18 protein-coding genes are annotated in these 19,379 nt (G+C 65.2%); 3 read left to right on the top strand and 15 right to left on the bottom strand.

Translation table 11 applies throughout. The features are described 5' to 3' along the window. Positions 1-107: 107 nt before the first annotated feature. From AC6IY7_RS12595 to AC6IY7_RS12570, 6 genes are all read right to left on the bottom strand, one after another. Positions 108-725, bottom strand: coding sequence for a DsbE family thiol:disulfide interchange protein (locus AC6IY7_RS12595; RefSeq protein ID WP_497779520.1), 618 nt, complete (start codon positions 723-725; stop codon positions 108-110). Further along, positions 722-883, bottom strand: a complete 162-nt coding sequence (gene ccmD / locus AC6IY7_RS12590) for a heme exporter protein CcmD (protein WP_497779519.1) — start codon at positions 881-883, stop codon at positions 722-724. Before ccmD ends, AC6IY7_RS12595 begins: the two co-directional genes overlap by 4 nt. After that, positions 880-1,653 (bottom strand): heme ABC transporter permease, encoded by a 774-nt coding sequence (locus AC6IY7_RS12585; protein WP_497779518.1) that lies wholly within the window; start codon positions 1,651-1,653, stop codon positions 880-882. Before AC6IY7_RS12585 ends, ccmD begins: the two co-directional genes overlap by 4 nt. Positions 1,654-1,718: 65 nt before the next feature. After that, positions 1,719-3,071 (bottom strand): S41 family peptidase, encoded by a 1,353-nt coding sequence (locus tag AC6IY7_RS12580; protein ID WP_497779517.1) that lies wholly within the window; start codon positions 3,069-3,071, stop codon positions 1,719-1,721. Further along, positions 3,068-4,582 (bottom strand): murein hydrolase activator EnvC family protein, encoded by a 1,515-nt coding sequence (locus AC6IY7_RS12575; RefSeq protein WP_497779516.1) that lies wholly within the window; start codon positions 4,580-4,582, stop codon positions 3,068-3,070. The genes AC6IY7_RS12580 and AC6IY7_RS12575 overlap by 4 nt, the downstream gene beginning before the upstream one ends. Positions 4,583-4,840: 258 nt before the next feature. Further along, entirely contained in the window at positions 4,841-6,175 is a 1,335-nt protein-coding gene (locus AC6IY7_RS12570) for an OmpA family protein (protein WP_497779514.1), read from the bottom strand. A gap of 115 nt (positions 6,176-6,290) precedes the next feature. Here AC6IY7_RS12570 and AC6IY7_RS12565 point away from each other — a divergent pair, with 115 nt between their 5' ends. Continuing rightward, complete coding sequence (locus AC6IY7_RS12565; RefSeq protein ID WP_497779512.1) at positions 6,291-7,001, top strand: hypothetical protein; 711 nt, start codon at positions 6,291-6,293, stop codon at positions 6,999-7,001. A gap of 224 nt (positions 7,002-7,225) precedes the next feature. On the opposite strand, the gene AC6IY7_RS12560 is transcribed toward AC6IY7_RS12565, so the two are convergent. Together AC6IY7_RS12560 and dnaN are read right to left on the bottom strand one after the other, a co-directional pair. Beyond that, on the bottom strand, positions 7,226-7,921 hold the full coding sequence (locus AC6IY7_RS12560; RefSeq protein WP_497779511.1) for a hypothetical protein: 696 nt from the start codon (positions 7,919-7,921) through the stop codon (positions 7,226-7,228). A 179-nt stretch (positions 7,922-8,100) separates the two neighbouring features. After that, entirely contained in the window at positions 8,101-9,219 is a 1,119-nt protein-coding gene (gene dnaN, locus AC6IY7_RS12555) for a DNA polymerase III subunit beta (RefSeq protein WP_497779509.1), read from the bottom strand. A gap of 249 nt (positions 9,220-9,468) precedes the next feature. Between dnaN and AC6IY7_RS12550 the strand changes: the two genes are divergently transcribed. Beyond that, positions 9,469-11,739 (top strand): transglycosylase domain-containing protein, encoded by a 2,271-nt coding sequence (locus AC6IY7_RS12550; protein WP_497779506.1) that lies wholly within the window; start codon positions 9,469-9,471, stop codon positions 11,737-11,739. Positions 11,740-11,879: 140 nt separating this feature from the next. Continuing rightward, on the top strand, positions 11,880-12,356 hold the full coding sequence (locus AC6IY7_RS12545) for a hypothetical protein (RefSeq protein ID WP_497779505.1): 477 nt from the start codon (positions 11,880-11,882) through the stop codon (positions 12,354-12,356). A gap of 94 nt (positions 12,357-12,450) precedes the next feature. Here the strand turns inward: AC6IY7_RS12545 and AC6IY7_RS12540 are convergent, their stop codons facing one another. The 7 genes from AC6IY7_RS12540 to AC6IY7_RS12510 all read right to left on the bottom strand — a co-directional run bounded on the left by AC6IY7_RS12540 (position 12,451) and on the right by AC6IY7_RS12510 (position 19,194). Then, positions 12,451-13,155 (bottom strand): glutamine amidotransferase, encoded by a 705-nt coding sequence (locus AC6IY7_RS12540; protein WP_497779503.1) that lies wholly within the window; start codon positions 13,153-13,155, stop codon positions 12,451-12,453. A gap of 102 nt (positions 13,156-13,257) precedes the next feature. Further along, the gene (locus tag AC6IY7_RS12535) at positions 13,258-13,698 is read right to left on the bottom strand and encodes a Rieske (2Fe-2S) protein (RefSeq protein WP_497779501.1); all 441 of its coding nucleotides are present in this window, start codon (positions 13,696-13,698) and stop codon (positions 13,258-13,260) included. A 68-nt stretch (positions 13,699-13,766) separates the two neighbouring features. Beyond that, positions 13,767-14,117, bottom strand: coding sequence for a hypothetical protein (locus tag AC6IY7_RS12530; RefSeq protein ID WP_497779499.1), 351 nt, complete (start codon positions 14,115-14,117; stop codon positions 13,767-13,769). A 54-nt stretch (positions 14,118-14,171) separates the two neighbouring features. After that, on the bottom strand, positions 14,172-14,441 hold the full coding sequence (locus AC6IY7_RS12525) for a hypothetical protein (protein ID WP_497779497.1): 270 nt from the start codon (positions 14,439-14,441) through the stop codon (positions 14,172-14,174). Positions 14,442-14,526: 85 nt separating this feature from the next. Continuing rightward, positions 14,527-14,796 carry a BQ00720 family protein gene (locus tag AC6IY7_RS12520; protein WP_497779495.1) on the bottom strand — a complete coding sequence of 90 codons (270 nt, stop codon included), beginning with the start codon at positions 14,794-14,796 and terminating at the stop codon, positions 14,527-14,529. A 121-nt stretch (positions 14,797-14,917) separates the two neighbouring features. Then, positions 14,918-16,135 (bottom strand): 2-oxoglutarate dehydrogenase complex dihydrolipoyllysine-residue succinyltransferase, encoded by a 1,218-nt coding sequence (gene odhB, locus AC6IY7_RS12515; RefSeq protein ID WP_497779492.1) that lies wholly within the window; start codon positions 16,133-16,135, stop codon positions 14,918-14,920. A 2-nt stretch (positions 16,136-16,137) separates the two neighbouring features. After that, a complete protein-coding gene (locus tag AC6IY7_RS12510; protein WP_497779491.1) occupies positions 16,138-19,194 on the bottom strand; it encodes a 2-oxoglutarate dehydrogenase E1 component in 3,057 nt (1,018 codons plus the stop codon). Positions 19,195-19,379: the final 185 nt, after the last annotated feature.

Here is a 19,379-nt window from a genome sequence, read left to right as displayed (position 1 = left end):
ACGCGACAGACCGGCGCCGCCCGTGGAACAAACCGGGTCGACCGGAATCCTGAACCGCCGCCAGCCACTAATGGCAGAGGCGACGTTAAGTTAAGGTTAATAGATGCCTACTTCGGCGCGCCGGCGAGCGCGGCGGCGCGCGTCTGCGCGAGCGCCTTCTCGATCTCGGGAAGAAGCGTCTCTTCCAGAGCCTGCCGGGTCAGAGGCCCGACGAATTTATAGGCGATGGCGCCGTCGCCACGAATGACGAAAGTCTCCGGTACGCCATAGACGCCGAAGTCGATCGCCACGCGCCCGGCGAGATCGACGCCGATCGCCGCATAGGGATTGCCGACCTCTTCGAGAAAGCGCCGCGCATTGGCCGGCTCGTCCTTATAGGCGAGGCCGGCGAGCGTGACGCCCTTGCTCGCGAGCGCAGGGTCTTTGGCGAGCGCCAGCAATTGCGCATGTTCGGCGCGGCAGGGCGCGCACCAGGAGGCGAAGACATTCACCACGCTCACATGACCCTTGCGCAAATCGTCGCCGGCGAGCCCGCCGACGCCGGCGAACCCCGGCAGGGCGGGAAGCGCGAAGGCCGGCGACTGCTTGCCGATGAGCGCGGAGGGCAGCCGCGAGGCGTCGCCCGCATAGAGACGCGCGAAGAACAGAAAAGCGAGCGCCACGAATATGGCGAGCGGCAGAAACAGCGCCAGCCGGCCGCGTGGCGCGGCTTCTTCCGAGCTCATAGCGTCTCCCCACGATCGCCTGCGCCGTTCTTCTCGAGGCGCGCGAGCTCGCGGCCGAGGCGTCGCTGCTCCAGCACAATGCGAATGAGCAGGATGAGAATGGTCGCGGCCGTCACGCCATAGGCCAGCACGATATAGCCCCAATGCTCGTCGGTCACTGCGCCGGCTCCAGCAATTGTCCCGAGGCGCCGCCCTCTTCGCCGGCGGCGACGGCCTGCAGCGTCAGCCGCGCGACGCGGCGGCGCAAAATCTCATTGCGGATCGCCATCAGATGCAGCGCCAGGAACAGCGCCGTCGCGCCCAGCGCCATGATCAGCAGCGGCCACAGCATGGAAGGCGCGATCGTCGGACCGCCGGCGCGGAACACAGACGCCGGCTGATGCAGCGTGTTCCACCAGTCGACGGAATATTTGATGATCGGAATATCGACGAAGCCGACCAGCGTCATGATCGCCGCTATGCGCGCGCCGCGCGGGCTGTCCTCCATCGTCTGCCGCAGCGCGATGAGCCCCAAATAAAGCAGGAACAGGATCAGCATGGAGGTGAGACGCGCGTCCCACACCCAGAAGGTCCCCCACATGGGCTTGCCCCAGAGCGAGCCGGTGACGAGGCAGATGAAGGTGAAGGCGGCGCCCAGCGGCGCGGCGGTCTTCTGCGCGGCGTCGGCCAGCGGATGCCGCCACACCAGCACGCCGAGCGAGGCGGAGGTCATCGTCACATAGGCGAACATGGCGAGCCACGCCGCGGGGACGTGGATATACATGATCTTCACCGTCTCGCCCTGCTGATAATCGGCCGGCGAGACGAAGAAGACGAGATAGAGGCCGAGGCCGATGAGCAGCGCGCTCGCGCCGCCCAGCCAGGGCAGGACGCGCCGCGTCAACCGCAGGAACACGGCGGGATTGGCTAAGGACGAAAACGCGATCATGACGGCCCGCGGAACGAGACGGCGCGAGCGGCGGAGGGCTCACGCCCTCCCCGCCCGCGTCGCGATCAATTGGAGACCTTGGACTTCGACGGTTCCGCAGGCTTCGACTGCTCGGCCGTGCTCTGCGGCTTGAACTTGCCGTGCAGAATCTCGACCGCCGCGATCAGCTGCTTGTCCTTCTTAGCATCCGGCGGCACATAGGCCTGCGAGCCGCTCTTCTCGTCCTCGCCATTCTTGAGATGGCCCTTCAGCGAGGCTTCGCCCTTGGTGTCGTCCTTGCCCTTCAGCTCGTCCGGCACATCCTGCAGCAGATTGATGTCCGGATCGATGCCCTTGGCCTGGATCGAGCGGCCGGACGGCGTGTAGTAGCGCGCCGTGGTCAGGCGCAGCGCGCCACTATTGCCGCCGAGCGGAATGATCGTCTGCACCGAGCCCTTGCCGAAGGAGCGCGTGCCGAGGATGGTCGCGCGCTTATGGTCCTGCAGCGCGCCGGCGACGATCTCCGAGGCCGAGGCCGAGCCGCCATTGATCAGCACCACCACCGGCTTGCCGCGCGAGATATCGCCCGCCGCCCGCGCATTGTAACGCTGCGTCTCGTCGGCCGTGCGGCCGCGCGTCGAGACGATCTCGCCATGGTCGATGAAGCTGTTGACCACCTGGATCGACTGGTCGAGCAGGCCGCCGGGATTATTGCGCAGATCGACGATATAGCCCTTGAGCTTGTCGCCCGGCATCTCCTGCTGGAACTTCTGGATCGCGGTGCGCAGGCCGTCCGACGTCTCCTCGTTGAACTGGGAGATGCGGATATAGCCGATATCGTCCTCTTCCTTATGCGAGCGCACCGATTTGATGTGGATCTCGGCGCGCGTGAGCTTGACCTCGATCTTCTCCCGGTCCTTGCCGCGCAGAAGGGTGAGCTTCACCGAGGTGTTGATCGCGCCGCGCATCTTGTCGACGGCCTGATTGAGCGTGAGGCCCTGCACATTGTCGTCGTCTATGGCGAAGATCAGGTCGCCGGACATCACGCCGGCGCGCGAGGCGGGCGTGTCGTCGATCGGCGTCACCACCTTCACGAGGCCGTCTTCCTGCGTGACCTCTATGCCGAGGCCGCCGAACTTGCCCTCGGTCTGCGTCCGCATGTCCTTGAAGCCCTTGGCGTCGAGGTAGCTCGAATGCGGATCGAGCGAGGTCAGCATGCCATTGATCGCCGATTCGACGAGCTTCTGCTCGTCCGGCCGCTCGACATAATCGGCGCGCACCTTGTCGAAGACGTCGCCGAAGAGGCTCAAATTCTTATAGGTGTCGGCGGCGGCGGCGAAGGCCGGGGAGCCGATCAATAGGCGCGCATTCTGTCCGAGCGTGGCGCATCCCGCCCCGATGACGATTCCCGTTATGATCAATGAGGCCTTGCGCATCATCCGCCAACCTTCTGAAGTTCCGGCTTCGCCCACCATGGGCCCGGATCGATGGACGTTCCGTCCTTGCGAAACTCTACATAGAGAATGGGCTGTTTCGCGCCGATAGCAATGGCCGCCGCAGTCCTGACGGCGCCGCCGCCCATGTTCGCCACCGGCTCGCCGGCGAGGACGAATTGTCCGACGGCGACGGAGATCTGGTCCATTCCAGCCAAGGTGACATAATAGCCGCCGCCGGCGTTGATGATCAAGAGTTGTCCATAGGACCGATAACGCCCGGCAAATACGACCCATCCGTCGCTCGGCGCGGCCACGATCGCGTTTTCCCGCGCCGCGATCGACACGCCCTTCTCGGCCGCGCCCGCGCCGTCCGGGGCGCCGAAACGCTTCACGATCGCCCCCGTCGCAGGCGGCGTCAACCGACCTTTCAGATCGGCGAAGGCGACGGCTGGAGCGAGACGGGCGGGGTCCTTGAACGGGGCCGCCAGCGCCTTGACGCGGCTCTCCTGCGACATTGCGGCGTCCGCCGCCGCGCGCTCGGCGTCGGCCCGGCGCGCCGCCTCCGCCGCGCGCCGCGCCGAATCGATCTCGCCCTCCATGCGGGCGATCAGATCTTTCAGGCTCGTCGTCTTGGCCGCGAGCGAACGCGCCCGCTCCGCCTCGAAGTCCAGCGCGCTCTGGGCCAGCATCAGCGCCTTCTGCCGCATCTCGACGAGCGCGGCGAGACGGACGCGCTCCTCCTTCAAATGCTCGAGCTCGGCCAAAAGGCTGGTCCGCTCCGCCTCTATGCGCCCGCGCAGCGCGACGAGCTCGGAGAGATCGGATTTCAGCGTCTCGACCTCGGCGCGCATCTGCGGCAGCACGGAGCCGAGCAGCATGGCGGCGCGAATGCTCTCCAGAATATCCTCGGGCTTGGCCAGCAGCGCCGGCGGCGGCTTGCGCCCCATGCGCTGAAGCACCAGCAGGACCTCGCCGATCAGCGCGCGGCGGCCGGCGAGCGATTTGACCAGCGCCTGCTCGCTCTGCACCGAGGCGTCGAGCCTGGCGCCGACCTCCTCCGAACGTTTCTCCAGCACGCCGACGCGCTGCACGGCGTCGACGAGCGCGGCATTGAATTTCGCGCGGTCGGCGCGCAGCGTCTCGATCTCCGTCTCGATCTTGCGGCGGCTCTCGGCCGAGACGTTCATCGTGTCCTCGAGGCTGCGCAGCTCCGAGCGTTTTCCGGTGATTTCGGGATGGTCCTCGACGCTGGTCAGCGTCTCGACGATCGGCGTCGGCTTGAGCGTCATCGACGAAATCGCGCCGCGCAGACTCTCCGCGCGCGCCGGATCGGCGGTCGCCGCCAGCGCGAGACAGACGAAACCGACGGTCGGCAAGAATTCGAGTGAGGGCAAGAACTCGAGTGAGGGCAAGAATTCGAGTGAGGGCAAAAAATCGACGGCCGGGGTGTGGCGGTTGGCCGCAGCCGCGCCGCTCCCCTCGCCGAACTCCAACCGCTCCGCTCCCAGTCCCATCGTTTCGCCGCTCGCCCTTCGCCTGCGAAGCGGCGTCGATTCCGCTCACGACTCTTTGCGCCCGCCGGATGCCGACGGGCGAATCTCGATCGCGGCAGTTTGGCTATTCAATAACGTCCACAATACGGCGGAGGCGTCGACTTCGGCTGCAAACGCTCTAACGTCCTTCCGTGTTTCATTGAAACATGGAAGGACGTTAGGCTTTTGTTTTGACGCGTTTCCAACGCCGAACCGGTGTCCACTTCGGCTGGAAACGCTCTAGCGCCGCGGCGACAGCAAGAAATCGACGCCGCTCCCGCTCTCGGCCTCCGGCGCGTCCTTGGAGACGGGCCGCCCGCTCTCGCCAGCGACGGAGAGACGGCTGCGCTCGACGCCCATGCGGCCGAGATAATCGACGATTCGAGCGGCGCGATCGCGCGCCAGCGTCCGCGCGGGGCGATCGCCGCCCTCGGAGCGAACGCGCACATCGACCTCCGTCTGCGGGCAGCGCTGGAGCAGGCCGATCGCCTTGTCCAGCGCCCCGGTCGAGGCGCGCCTCACCCCGGCGCCGTGGCGGCTGAATTGAACGGGCTCGCGGGCGAGAGCGGCGGTCAGAGCCTTCTGGCAGGTCGGAACGTCGAGCTCGCCGCTCGCCGGAACGGCTCCCGCCGCCGCGCTCTGCTCCGGCGCGCCGGCCGATGTGGCGGGGCGGGCCGGCTCGGAGGGCGCGGCGGCCGAGCTCGGCGCGGCGGGCCGTGCGAGCTCCGGCGCGATCGTCGTCGGAGTGGTCGGCGCCGGCTTCGCGCCATTGCGCGACTGGTCCTTGGACTTGGGGGCCAGTCCCGAGGAATTGGGGGCCAGTCCCGAGGAGTTGGCGGCCGCTCCCGAAAGCGGCGCGGGCGCGGCCGCGCCCGGCGCCCCGTTCGGCGCCGGGGCGGCGCTCGGCGGCTGGCCGTTCTGCGGAGCCTCGGCGCCATTGGGCGCGAGGCCGGATGCGGGCGGCGGCGACGCCTCGCCTTCGCGCGCGGCCCGGCGGGCGGTCACGGCGTTCTCGTAATTTTTGGCGGCTGACCCCGCGAGCCCGTCCACCTCCGCAATGCGCCGGACGCCGGGAATTTGCGCGATCTCCGCTTCCGCCGCGGCGCGATTGGCGGCGTCGCGCGGCAGCCGGATGTCACGCCCGGCGACGTCGAGATAGGCGGGATCGCCGCCGACCTTCTCGATCGCGCTGGCGGCTTTGCGCTTCAAATCCTGCTCCACCGAGCGGGTGGCCAGCACATCGGCGCCGAGCCAGATCAGCGCCAGCGGCAGCAGGCCGATCGCCCAGCCCTCATTGTCGCGCAGCGAATGCCGGCCGAGCAGCGCGCCGAGCGCCGCGCCGAGGAGAAAGGCCGGAAACAGCAGCAGCCCCGTCTCTAGCCAGAAGCCGGAGCGCCCCGGCAAGAGCCCGAGCATGGCGACCGGCAGACCTGCGGCGAAAGCGAGAGCGAACCAGACCAGCCAGCCGGCGACCGGCCCGCGCTCGGACCGTCTCGCGACGGAGAGCGCCGTCGCGAGCCCGACCGCGAAGGCCGAGACGCCCCAGGCCCAAAAATGCGTGAGGAGATAAGTCATGGCGCTCGAATGGTCCGGCCGGGGTGGCGAGATTGCGTTACGGGCCGATCTTTGGCAAGGCTCGGGGCTTCATCTCTCGGGCCTTCATCTCTCGGGCCCTCGGCGGGAGACGCTCGTGACGCGGACATGGTCTTTATTCCTCTTGCTCGCCGCGACACTGGCCGCCGCGCCGGCCGCGGCTTTCGACACGCGCGGCGGGACGAAGGCGCAAATCCTCCCTGTGGAGCGGACGCCCTTCCATGTCCCGGCCTTCCGCAATGACGCCGTCGCCATGCTGAATGTGCTGCTGCCGCCCCATCGCGTCGCGCCCTATCACGAACATTCCCGCGATTTCGCCTATGTGGTGGTGCGCGAGAGCCCGACCCTCGTCCAGAATTGGGGCGACGCCGAGCCGGCGTCGATCCGTTGGCCCCGCGGCGCGGTGGGCTTCGGCGCTTTTTCCAAACAGAGCCTCACCCACAGAGCGGAAAATGTCGGCGATAGCGCGCTGAGCATCGTCGGCTTCGAGCTTTTGGAGCCGGCTCCGAAAGGCCGCGCGGCTTCCGCGCGCCCTGCCCGCTTCGAGCAGATTATCGACAATGAGCGCCTGCGCGGCTGGCGCCTCGCCTTGAAGCCCGGAGAAACCGTCCCTGCTTTCACGCAGACCGCGCCCGGCGTGCGGATCGTCGTCGAAGGCGGCGAGCTGATCGAGACGGACGCGGCCGGCGCCGGGCAGAATATGGCGCTGCAGCCCGGCGATTTCCAATGGCGCGACGCCGGCCCGGCCCGCGCGCTGCGCAACGCCGGCGCGACGACGATCGAGCTGGTGGAATTCGAGGTGAAGTGAGGCTTCGAATATCGCCACGAAGACGCGAAGAGGCGCCGGATTTCGGCGCGGAAGGATGGGAGGTCCGGGACGCTGCGGAACTGGAGGCGTCCCGTACGATGGCCTCTTCTGTTCGCCGCCTCCGGCGCCCCGCAGTTTCGCTCATGTCTTGCATGAACAAAGTCGTTGAAAACGCCACGCTGGCGGCTCATGCGAAAGTCTTGAGTTTTGCAGCTAGCAGAATGTCAAACGCGATGTGCAAACATTGATCGTATGCAAGAGATAGTTTTCTCGTATCTGTCAGAACTCACGCCGCCGCCAAACAAGTTCTCGACGAGGCAACGGAAATCATGCGCCCTTCGCTTCTCCTCCTTGACCTCCTTTCGCGCAATAACTGGTGATAGACAAACACGACCATCTCGGCCAATCCGAACATAAAGCGCATCCTGCTTTCGCCGGTCAGTTTTGCCCTCAGCTACTTTCGTCGCTCCCGTTTCATAGGATGGGGGCTCCTGCCAATCCCAAGCGCGCGACTCCCATCTTCCTATCTTCTCAAAACGGAGGAGCATGATCGCGCTTTCGATCTCCTCCGGTAGTTGGTCGCCAAGCTCGAAATCAGCGGCGACCAATTCGCGTAACTCTTCGAGAGTCTCCCAGCGCATGATTATGTAATCCATAATGAGCCCGACAAGATGTTTACAGGCATGATCGTTCATTGCACGGAGTAAGAAGCGATTGAAAGGAATGATGTCGTCGTGAACTAAGAGCAGAATGAACGCTTTTGCTAATTCCTCTTGGGCAATCAGCAGAACGTAAAGCCGCAGCGATGGTGGCTCGCAGTAATCAAGGCAATCAGAGTCGTCTACCAATTTGTTAGCATTTTCAATGCAAGCGTTTATACTTTCGGAAAGCCTTTTTTTTGAGGGCGTTTGGAAATCCACCAATCTCTTCCCCGCCCCGCCAGATCGCCCGTATCCATGCCAACCGCAGAAGGATAATTATATGAAGTCCAATATGCGACCAGCATACAGGATATTTTTGTGCCGTCGCATAAGGCCCAATATGGAACGGCCGCCGACGTAGCGCCCCCCTTACCCGCCCCCTCCCTCACGATGCGAGCTCACACCCGCATCGGCATCAGCACATACAACGCGCTCGCGCCGTCGCGATCCTGGATCAGCGTCGGCGAGCCGGGGTCGGCCAAGCGAAACAGCGCCGTGTCGCTGTCGAGCTGATCGGCGATGTCGAGCAGATAGCGGGAGTTGAAGCCGATATCGATCGGCGGGCCGTCATAATCGGCCTCGATCTCCTCCACCGCCGAGCCTTGATCGGGATTGGTGACCGAAAGCACCAGCTTGCCCTCGGAGAGCGCGAGCTTCACTGCCCGTCCGCGCTCGGACGAAATGGTCGAGACGCGATCGACCGCCTCGCGGAACACGCCGCGCTCGACGGTCAGGCGCTTGTCGTTGCCAGCCGGAATGACGCGGCCGTAATCGGGGAAAGTGCCGTCGATGAGCTTGGTCGTCAGCACCGTCTCGCCGAAGGAAAAGCGCATCTTATTGGTAGAGAGCTCGACCTCCACCGCGCCTTCGGCGTCCTCGACGAGACGCAGAATTTCATTCACCGCCTTGCGCGGCAGGATCACGCCGGGCATCCCGGTCGAGCCGGCCGGCGCCGGCAGCTCGACTCGCGCGAGGCGATGGCCGTCGGTGGCCACGGCGCGCAGCAGCTGATGGCCCTCGACCTCGGTCGCATGCAGGAAGATGCCGTTGAGATAATAGCGCGTCTCCTCGCTGGAGATGGCGAATTGCGTCTTTAGAATCAGCTTCTTGAGGTCCGCGGGCGGCAGCGAGAAGCGATGCGAGAACTCGCCCGAGGTGACATCGGGAAAATCGCTCTCCGGCAGGCTCTGCAGATTGAAGCGCGAGCGGCCCGAGCGCAAAGTGAGCTGGCCCTGCTCGCCGGTCCCCTCGAGCGAGACCTGCGCGCCCTCCGGCAGCTTGCGGACGATGTCATAGAGCGTATGGGCGGGCAGCGTGGTCGCCCCCGGCTGCGCCACATCGGCGGGGACCTTCTCGGTGATCTCGAGATCGAGATCGGTCGCCTTCAGGAACAGCGCTCCGGCCGAGGCGTCGATGAGCACATTGGCGAGGATCGGAATGGTCGTGCGCCGCTCCACAACACGGTGAACATGGCCGAGGGCGCGCAACAGCGCCGCTCTCTCGATGGTGACTTTCATTGCGCTCGATCCGTGCCGCGGTTTTTCACTCCAAGGGCGAGACTTTGGCAAGCCGCAACGAATAGCGCAAGTGGCGCAGGGGGATCGACCAGCGCCTGTGCATAAGTTCCTATCCGCTTCGCGTCGAGACGAAGGAAGCCGCCGTCGCTTTGCTTAACCGGCCCTTAAATCGACAGCATTAAAGCTAGTGTCGGCGTCGGCCGCGCGCACTCACGTCGCGGCGGAACGAAACCCGAGGCGGCGGACCCCATGGCGCGCGAGAAACAACGCCGCGAACCGCGTTTCGACGGCGACGGGAGCGGCGATCTTCGCGCCGACCCGCGAGAGGATCGCATGGCGAAACCCAAACGCAAGGGCAAGAGCGCGTCGGGTAATAGCGCGTCGCCCAAGAGCGCGCCGCCGCCGGACGACGACGTCGGCGACGCCCCGCCGCGCGCCGCCAAGGCCAAGAAGACGAAACATGGCGGCGCCTTCGGTCTCGGCGGGCTCGTCTATTGGGGCGCCGTGCTCTCCATCTGGGGCGCGATCGGCGTCGGCGGTCTCTTTATCTATCATGCGGCGCAGCTGCCGCCGATCGACACTCTGGCTGTCCCCAAGCGCCCGCCCAATATCGCTATTCTCGCGGCGGACGGCGAATTGCTGGCCAATCGCGGCGACACGGGCGGAGCCGCGGTGCGGCTCGGCGATCTGCCACCCTATCTGCCCAAGGCCTTCGTCGCCATAGAAGACCGTCGCTTCTATTCGCATTGGGGCGTCGACCCCATCGGCATCGCACGCGCCTTGACGCGAAACATCACCGGGCGCGGCGGCATGCAGGGCGGCTCGACGCTCACGCAGCAGCTCGCCAAGAATTTGTTCCTCACCCAGGAGCGCACCATCTCGCGCAAGATCCAGGAGGCGATCCTCGCGCTCTGGCTCGAGCACAAATATTCGAAAGACCAGATTCTCGAGCTCTATCTCAACCGCGTCTATTTCGGCTCCGGCGCCTATGGCGTGGAGGCGGCGGCGCAACGCTATTTCGGCCATGGCGCGAACCAGGTGACGCTCGCCGAGGCGGCCGTGCTCGCCGGCCTGATGAAGGCGCCGAGCAAGCTCGCGCCGGACCGCAATCCCGAAGGCGCGACCGAGCGCGCGGCGCAGGTCGTCACCGCAATGGCGCAGGAAGGCCATATCACCGAATCGATGGCCAAGCTCGCGTTGGGACGCCCGGCGCTCGCGCGAAGGGAGCGCGGCGCGGGCTCCATAAATTACGCCGCCGATTATGTGATGGACATGCTCGACGACACCATCGGCGCCATCGACCAGGACATCGTCGTGACGACGACGCTCGACCGCAAGCTCCAGGAGATCGGCGAAAAATCCGTCGCCGACGAGCTCGACAAAAAGGGCGACAAATTCGGCGTCAGCCAGGGCGCGCTGGTCGCGCTCGACCCCAATGGGGCCATTCGCGCATTGGTCGGCGGCCGCAATTATTCCGAGAGCCAGTTCGACCGCGCGGTCTCGGCAAAGAGGCAGCCGGGCTCCGCCTTCAAGCCCTTCGTCTATCTCGCCGGGCTCGAGCATGGGCTGACGCCGGACACGGTGCGCGAGGACGGGCCGATCAATGTGAAAGGCTGGCAGCCGGAGAATTACAGCCATGAATATTTCGGCCCGGTCACGCTGACCAAGGCGCTGGCGCTGTCGCTCAACACTGTGGCGGTGCGCGTCGGCCTCGAGGTGGGGCCGAAAACGGTGGTCAAGACCGCGCATCGGCTCGGCGTCGCCTCCGAGCTGCAGCCCAACGCCTCCATCTCGCTCGGCACGTCCGAGGTCACGCCGCTGGAGCTGGTCGCGGCCTACGCCCCCTTCGCCAATGGCGGCGTCGGCGTGCAGCCGCACATCATTTCTAAAGTGCGCGCCGCCGGCGGCAAGCAGCTCTACGCGCGCAAAGGCTCGAGCAATGGCCGCGTGATCGAGCCGCAATATGTGGCGATGATGAACACCATGATGGAGGAGACGCTCTCCACCGGCACGGGGCGCAAGGCGGAGCTGCCCGGCTGGCGCGCCGCCGGCAAGACCGGCACCAGCCAGGATTTCCGCGACGCCTGGTTCGTCGGCTATACGCCGCATCTGGTCGCCGGCGTCTGGCTCGGCAATGACGATAATTCGCCGACGAAGAAAGTCTCCGGCGGCAATCTGCCGGTCGAAGTGTGGAGCCGCTTCATGAAGGCGGCGCATCAGGGCGTCCCGGTCGCCGCCCTGCCCTCCGGCTCCTGGCGCTCGGCCTCCGTCCCGGACAGCGCCTCGCCCATCGCGCCGCTGCTCAATCTGTTCTCCTCCGATCCCGAGCCCGAGAGCGCGCCGCCGAAATCCTCGCGACGCCGCCAGGCGCGCGACGACGATGACGACGCCGCCGGCTCCGTCCATGGGCTCGAGGCGCTGCTGCCGCCGGCCGACATTCCGAACGCCCAGCCGCCGCGTCCGCGACGCTGGGCGCCGCGCGAGGAAAAGAATATTTTCGAGAAATTATTCGGCGGCTGAGGCCGCCGAATAAAAGATTTCGATCTCCTCAAATTGTGAGACGCGCGGCACGACAATTGCGACGTCCGGGACGAGAACCTGTCCCGCATGTCGCTTTTGTCGCAAAAGCGGCGTGCATTTCGCAAAGTGGAGAAAGCGATATGAGACTGGCGGAGGCTTTCGCTTCGGCGACGCTCGACGATATCAAGGCGGCGCTCGACGGCGGTAAATTGGTTCTGTATTCGACTGGCCGTCCGGTCGGACCGGATCACAAGATCACGCGCAGCGAGGCGCTGGCGACCTTCACCTTCCAGTCTCCCGCCTTCGGCCCGGATGCGGCGGACGGAGCCCTCGCGCCGCTGCTCGCCGAGTTCACCGCCATTGCAACGGCCAACGGCACGCCCGGCTGGGCGCGCCTCTCCAAGGCCGACGGCGCCGCGGTCGTCGATCTCTCGGTCGGCCCGGGCAATACGGAAATCAAGCTGGCGAGCGTTTCCGCCACCAAGGACTTCCCCGTCACCGTCACGACGCTGAAGTTCCTCGCGGCCGAGGCGATCGAATGGTCCAAGACCGAGTTCGGCCATGTCTATGTGACCAACGCCGAAAATCCCTATCGCAAGGTCTCGGTTCGCGGCTGACATAAATATCGAGGTAGCGACGCCGCCTCGGCCCGGCGGCGTCGTTCTCGCGCGGTCCCCCGACGCATTCCCGGCGTCCGCGGACCGCGCTTTTTTATTCGGCGATATCGGCGAGCCAGCGCGCGATGAAGCGCCGGCTGCGCTCGCGCAGTCCTGGCGCAATAGCCGCCGCAGCGGCGCGCAGCCCGGCGATGGAGACGCCGGCGGCGCCGAGTTCCGCCGTATGGCCGATGAACCAGCGTTCGAGGCTGTCCTTCTCCGCTTCCGGATGGAATTGCAGCGCGAGGCCGCTTCGCCCCACGGCGAATGCCTGATGCGCATAGAGCGCCGATGAGGCGAGCAGAACCGCGCCGTCGGGAAGATCGAAAGTGTCGCCGTGCCAGTGCAGGACGTCCGCCTCCGGCTCGACCAGCGCGGCGAGCGCGCTCGCGCGTCCCGCGTCTGTCAGCGTGATCGGCGCAAAGCCGATCTCCTTGCCGGCGCCGCCCGGATAGACGCGGGCCCCGAGCGCCGCGGCCATCAGCTGACTGCCGAGACAAACGCCGAGCGTCGGCGCGGCGCGTCCGAGCCGCGCGCGAATGAGCCCGGCCTCGTCCGATAGAAAGGGGTAATCGTCGGTCTGATAAACGCCGATCGGCCCGCCGAGCACGATGAGAAGGTCGGCCTCGGCCGCCTCGGCGGGGATCGCCTGCATCCCCGCCTCGACATAGCGGATCGAGAAGCCGGCCTCGGCGATCGGCTCGGCGAAGCTGCCGAGATCCTCGAAGGCGACATGACGTATGGCCAAGGCTGTCTTCATCGTTTCCTCATTGGACGATTCCGGACGGCTCAGTCTAGGTCGCCGCCGCCCGGGCAGAAAGGTCCAGGAATTGAGAAAACGAGAGGGCCAGCCAGGGCTAACTCAGTCCGAGGTGATGACGACCTCCGGATAGACGTCGTTCTCCTCACGATCGAGACCATCCTCCTCGGCTATGGTGACGCCCACGAGGCAGACCTCATTGTCGTCTATGACCACCTCGACCTTCTCGAGCTGAGCGCCGACACAGGGGCCGTCGTTGCAGACGCCGGTCGGAATGTCGAATTGCGCGCCATGCTTGCCGCAGAGCAGGAAGCGCTGCGTCGGGTCCAGGAAGGATTTCGGCTCGAAATCGAGCCGGCTGCTCTGATGCGGGCAGCGGTTCACATAGGCGTAGTATTTGCCGACATGCCGAATGATGACGACCGGGAAGGGCACCGTCTCGCCCGCATCATTGACACGGGCCAGCACATAGCCGACCGCCCGCCGTTTTGCGACGTCGTTCACGTGGCAAACGGCGAAGATTTCGTTTACCGGCTCTTCCATACCGTTTTCCTCCTCGGAATCTCTACAAAGTCCGAAAAGGCGAAGCAATCTCGGCGCCGGACCGGGCCTCATCCTCCGTCGGCGAGCCTTTTGAGCGTTTCGCCGTCCGCTCCTCGCTTCACATGACCTGCTGCGATGTCCGCGACGGCTATGTGGAGCGCTTTTTCGCTCAACACGTCCAGCCGACCCTCCAGAAATCTTATTCTCGCGGTCAGCTCGGCCTCGGCCGTGATCCGCTCGCGCTCTATGCGATCGATCTTGTCGCTCTGCCGCTCGAGCAGCCGCTTGAATTCGTCGAGCGATTCCTTGGTGTATCGGCGCAGCTCGTCGAATTGCACAGTCGTCGTCACGATTTCCTTATAGAGCTCCGCCAGCCGCGCCGCGAGCTGAGCCAGCGTGTCCTTCGTGCCTCCGAACAAAGCGGCCAGCTCCGTAGATTAAATCAACCGACAAGAACTTTGGAATTTTTAACTTTAGAATTTTTTTGCCCAGGCTCCGTAACCGCGCAGCTCCGAGCCATAATCCTGCATCGATTTCGACAGTCTTCGCGCCTGGGCGGAAATCGTCCGAATATCGTCCTCGAGCGGTCTTATCGGCTCGACTCCATCGGCCATCGATCGGATGAAACCGAGGATCGGACGAAAAAGTCGCTCCAGCCGGTGGCCGGCCGTTCCCTCTTTCGCGCTTTCGTCTGTCTGTGGCTCGACCATGATCTTGCTTCGATCCAACAGCGAGTCGCTCATGAGAAATCTCCTGGCCTCGACCATAGGAGCCGCGCCGCAGCGCGTCACGCGCATAGCTTAGCCGAATTTCGCCGGCCCGTCAGCCTCAGTGGAGGCTGACGGTCTGGAGCTGCTGTTGCCAGGCGTTGGCGAGGGCGCCCTCTTCCGTGTCGGCGAGGACGATCGGCGTGCCGTCGGCGCCGAGCAGCGCGAAAAGCGTCAGGCCGGGCTCAATGGCCGGAGCTTGCGGATAGAGCCTCTTGACGTCCTCCGAGCGCATCGTCCGCACATAGGCGATCGCTCCATCGCCCAGATGCGCGAACTGCTCTTGGGTCAGCAGGGGGGATCTCTTCTCGGTCGCGGTCTTGACTTCCATCTCACACTCCTCGGCGGTCGTATCGACCCGCTCGGCGGACGCCTACTTTCGTAGCACGGAAGATATCTGTGCATCGCAGCAACCGATTTTCAGGGGCGCCGCGGGAATTTTCGTGAAACCGTCACAAATCGAGCACGAGGCGCGCCGGGTCCTCGAGCTGTTCCTTGACCCTCACCAGGAAGGTGACCGCCTCTTTGCCGTCGACGATGCGGTGATCATAGGAGAGGGCGAGATACATCATCGGGCGGATCTCGATCTTGCCCGCGACGACGACCGGCCGCTCCTCGATCTTATGCATGCCCAATATGCCCGATTGCGGGGCGTTGAGAATGGGCGTCGACATCAGCGAGCCATAGATGCCGCCATTGGAGATGGTGAAAGTGCCCCCGGTGAGATCGTCGAGATCGAGCCTGCCCTCGCGGGCCTTGCGGCCGAATTCGCCGATCGCCTTCTCGATCTCGGCGACGCTGAGCCGGTCGGCGTCGCGCACCACCGGCACGACGAGGCCTTTGTCCGTGCCCACGGCGACGCCGATGTGGCAGTAATGCTTATAGATGACGTCGGCGCCGTCGATCTCGGCGTTGACGGCCGGCACCTCTTCGAGCGCCTTGCAGCAGGCCTTCACGAAGAAGCCCATGAAGCCCAGCTTCACCTGATGCTTCTTCTCGAACAAATCCTTGTAGCGATTGCGCAGCGCCATCACCGCCGACATGTCGACCTCGTTGAAGGTCGTCAGCATGGCGGCGGCCGATTGCGCTTCCTTGAGGCGCCTGGCGATGGTCTGGCGCAGGCGCGACATGCGCACCCGCTCCTCGCGCTCGGCGTCGGCCAGCGGGGCGGCCGGACGCGGCGCCGGCGGGGCGATTACCGGAGCGGGCGCGGGCCGCGCCGCGATCGCCAGCACGTCGCCCTTGAGCACCTGTCCCTGCTTGCCGGAGCCGACGACGCCGGACAGATCGACGCCCTGCTCTTTCGCGATTTTGGCGGCGGAAGGCGCCGGCGGCCGGGCCGACGCTTCGGCGACCGGAGCCGCAAGCGGCGCGGCCGCGGGAGGCGGCGGCGCGACGATGGCTGCCGTGGCGGCCGGACGCGGCGCGGCGGCGGCGCCTTCGGCGATCTGCCCGAGCAGCGCGCCGGGCGTGACCGTCTCGCCATCCTTGGCGATCACATCGGTCAGCACGCCGGCGGCGGGGGCATTCACCTCGAGTGTGACCTTGTCGGTCTCGAGCTCGACGAGCGCTTCATCCGCCGCGACGGCGTCGCCCGGCTTTTTGAACCAGCGGCCGATCGTCGCCTCGCTCACCGATTCACCGAGCGTCGGAACACGGATTTCCGTCATAATCACTCCGCCGCCAAAGAGATGCGCGTCGCAAAAGCCTCGTCGAGAAAGGCCCGCAGCTGCGCCTGATGCTTGGACATTGTGCCCGCCGCCGTCGAGGCCGAAGCCGGCCGGCCGATGTAGCGAGCGCGTTTGGACTTGCCGCCGACCTGCGTCAGCACCCATTCGAGATAGGGCTCGACGAAGAACCAGGCGCCCATATTCTTGGGCTCCTCCTGGCACCAGAAGACATCGGCCTGCTTGAAGCGCGACATCATCGTCACCAGCCCCTTCAGCGGGAAGGGATAGAGCTGCTCGACGCGCAGGAGATAGACGTCATTGGCGCCGCGCGACTCGCGCTCCTCGAAGAGATCGTAATAGACCTTGCCCGAGCACAAGATCACGCGCGCGATCTTGTCGTCGGGAGCGAGGCGGAATTTCTCCGAGGGCTGCAGCTCGGCGTCGTCGGAGATGAAGCGATGGAACATCGTCCCCTCGCCCATCTCGTCGAGACGCGACACGCAGCGCTTGTGGCGCAGCAGCGATTTTGGCGTCATCAGCACCAAAGGCTTGCGAATATCGCGATGCAATTGCCGACGCAGAATGTGAAAGTAATTGGCCGGCGTCGAGCAATTGGCGACTTGCAGATTATCCTCCGCGCAGAGCTGCAGATAGCGCTCGAGCCTGGCCGAGGAATGCTCCGGCCCCTGCCCCTCATAGCCATGCGGCAGCAGGCAGACGAGGCCCGACATGCGCAGCCATTTGCGCTCGCCGGCGGAGAGGAACTGATCGAAGATCACCTGCGCGCCATTGGCGAAATCGCCGAATTGCGCCTCCCATAGGACGAGCGAGCGCGGCTCGGCGAGCGAATAGCCATATTCGAAGCCGAGCACCGCCTCTTCCGAGAGCATCGAATTGATGACCTCGAAACGCCCCTGCCCCACGCCGACATGATCGAGCGGCAGATGGCGGGATTCGTCCTCCTGATCGATCAGCACCGAATGGCGCTGCGAGAAGGTGCCGCGCTCGCTGTCCTGGCCGGAGAGGCGGACATTATAGCCTTCCGCCAGCAGCGAGCCGAAGGCCAGCGCCTCCGCCGTCGCCCAATCTATGCCGACGCCGCTGGTGATCGACGCGCGGCGCGCGTCGAGGAAGCGCTGGATCGTCCGGTGAATGTGGAAATTCTCCGGCGTCTGCGTCAGCTCCATGCCGATGCGGCGCAGAGTCTCGACCGGCACGCCGGTCTTGCCGCGTCGCTCGTCCTCCGAGGATTGATAGCCCGGCTTCACGCCCGCCCAGCGTCCGTCGAGCCAATCCGCCTTATTGGGCTTGTAGGATTGCGACGCCTCCATCTCCTGCTCGAGCCGCTGGCGCCATTCGTTCTTGATCGCGTCGACATCCTCGCGCGTCAGCAGCCCTTCGGCGATCAGCTTCTCGCTATAGAGCTCCAGCGTCGTCTTATGCGAGCGGATTTTCTTATACATCAGCGGCTGGGTGAAGGCCGGCTCGTCGCCCTCATTGTGGCCGAAGCGGCGATAGCACCACATGTCGATGACGACGGGCTTCTGGAACTGCTGACGAAACTCCGTCGCTATGCGCGCGGCGTAGACCACCGCCTCGGGATCGTCGCCATTCACATGGAAGATCGGCGCCTCGACCATCTTCGCCACATCGGAAGGGTATGGCGAGGAGCGCGAATAGCGCGGATAGGTGGTGAAGCCGATCTGATTATTGATGATGAAATGCACCGAGCCGCCGGTGCGATGGCCCTTCAGCCCCGACAGGCCGAAACATTCCGCCACGACGCCCTGGCCGGCGAAGGCGGCGTCGCCATGGATGAGCAGCGGCATCACCACGCGCCGCTCATCGTCCAAGCAGCGATATTGATCCTGCTTGGCGCGCACCTTGCCGAGCACGACGGGATCGACGATCTCGAGATGCGACGGATTGGCGGTGAGCGAGAGATGCACCTTATTGTTGTCGAACTCGCGATCGGAAGACGCGCCGAGGTGATATTTGACGTCGCCCGAGCCCTCGACCTCATCCGGCAGGAAGGAGCCGCCCTTGAACTCGTGGAACAGAGCGCGATGCGGCTTGGCCATCACCTGGCAGAGAATGTTCAGCCGGCCGCGATGCGCCATGCCGAGCACGATCTCCTTGGCGCCCAGCGCGCCGCCGCGCTTGATGATCTGCTCCATCGCCGGCACGATGGCCTCCGAGCCGTCGAGGCCGAAGCGCTTGGTGCCGGTATATTTCACGTCCAGGAATTTCTCGAAGCCTTCCGCCTCGACGAGCTTGCGCAAAATCGCCTTCTTGCCCTCGTCGGTGAAGACGATCTCCTTCTTCGGACCTTCGATGCGGGCTTGAATCCAGGCCTTCTCCTCCGGATTGGAGATATGCATGAACTCATAGCCGATGGGGCCGCAATAGGTGCGGCGCAGGATCGCCACCATCTCGAAGACGCTGGCGTATTTCATGCCCATCACGCCGTCGATGAAGATCTTGCGATCGTAATCATCATCGGTGAAGCCATAGGTCTCGGGATGCAGCTCGCCATGGTCGTGGCGCTGCTCGAGGCCGAGCGGATCGAGATTGGCGTGCAAATGGCCGCGCATGCGATAGGCGCGGATCATCATCAGCGCGCGCACGCTGTCGCGCGCGGCGCGCTGGATCTCTTCGGCCGAGGGCGCGCGTTCGCCCGGCGCGGCCTTGCCCGCCGCGGGCTTGGCGGTCTCGCGCGGCGCCTCGCCGCCCAGCGCCGCGACGAGCTCGTCCGTCGGCGTCGCCGGCCAGCCGGGGCGCGCCCAAGATGGACCGCTCGCGGAACCATTGGTCGGACCGCTCGCGGAACCATTGGACGGGCCGCCGGCCGCAGGCGCGGCTTCGGCCCCGAGGCCGGCGAAATATTCGCGCCAAGTCGGGCCGACCGAGGACGGATCGGCCTCATAGGCCGCGAGCAGATGTTCGAGGTAACTCACATCGACGCTCTGCAGAAGCGTGTTCTGGGCAGAAACATTCCCACGCGGCGAGGGCTGCCGAACGCCGCCAGCCGATCCGCCATTCGTCTCGAGACGCGCCATTCTGTTCAGTCTCCCGAGCGCCGAAGCTTTTCGAAGTTGAGCGAAATCATTTTGACAATTCTTTAAAGATTTCGCCCCGCGCTCATTTTTCGGGGGAACGCGCCGGCGATTCGTTCGCCGGCGCGAGGAGGCGTTGCGACTCCCATTCATTCAGAGCGAATTCCGACCGCTCGAACGCTTCCGCT

The sequence above is a fragment of the Methylosinus sp. is20ea genome (genome assembly GCF_059718135.1).
Note: the sequence above shows the minus strand (reverse complement) of the source record. Positions and strands in the feature narration are given on the sequence as shown.

Coding starts and splice junctions, on each gene's coding strand:
- AC6IY7_RS12535 (WP_497779501.1), bottom strand. CDS start 13,698: ATGGAAGAGCCGGTAAACGAAATCTTCGCCGTTTGCCACGTGAACGAC.
- AC6IY7_RS12510 (WP_497779491.1), bottom strand. CDS start 19,194: ATGGCGCGTCTCGAGACGAATGGCGGATCGGCTGGCGGCGTTCGGCAG.
- dnaN (WP_497779509.1), bottom strand. CDS start 9,219: ATGAAAGTCACCATCGAGAGAGCGGCGCTGTTGCGCGCCCTCGGCCAT.
- AC6IY7_RS12585 (WP_497779518.1), bottom strand. CDS start 1,653: ATGATCGCGTTTTCGTCCTTAGCCAATCCCGCCGTGTTCCTGCGGTTG.
- AC6IY7_RS12540 (WP_497779503.1), bottom strand. CDS start 13,155: ATGAAGACAGCCTTGGCCATACGTCATGTCGCCTTCGAGGATCTCGGC.
- AC6IY7_RS12580 (WP_497779517.1), bottom strand. CDS start 3,071: ATGATGCGCAAGGCCTCATTGATCATAACGGGAATCGTCATCGGGGCG.
- AC6IY7_RS12520 (WP_497779495.1), bottom strand. CDS start 14,796: ATGGAAGTCAAGACCGCGACCGAGAAGAGATCCCCCCTGCTGACCCAA.
- AC6IY7_RS12550 (WP_497779506.1), top strand. CDS start 9,469: ATGGCGCGCGAGAAACAACGCCGCGAACCGCGTTTCGACGGCGACGGG.
- odhB (WP_497779492.1), bottom strand. CDS start 16,135: ATGACGGAAATCCGTGTTCCGACGCTCGGTGAATCGGTGAGCGAGGCG.
- AC6IY7_RS12570 (WP_497779514.1), bottom strand. CDS start 6,175: ATGACTTATCTCCTCACGCATTTTTGGGCCTGGGGCGTCTCGGCCTTC.
- AC6IY7_RS12545 (WP_497779505.1), top strand. CDS start 11,880: ATGAGACTGGCGGAGGCTTTCGCTTCGGCGACGCTCGACGATATCAAG.
- AC6IY7_RS12595 (WP_497779520.1), bottom strand. CDS start 725: ATGAGCTCGGAAGAAGCCGCGCCACGCGGCCGGCTGGCGCTGTTTCTG.
- AC6IY7_RS12525 (WP_497779497.1), bottom strand. CDS start 14,441: ATGAGCGACTCGCTGTTGGATCGAAGCAAGATCATGGTCGAGCCACAG.
- AC6IY7_RS12575 (WP_497779516.1), bottom strand. CDS start 4,582: ATGGGACTGGGAGCGGAGCGGTTGGAGTTCGGCGAGGGGAGCGGCGCG.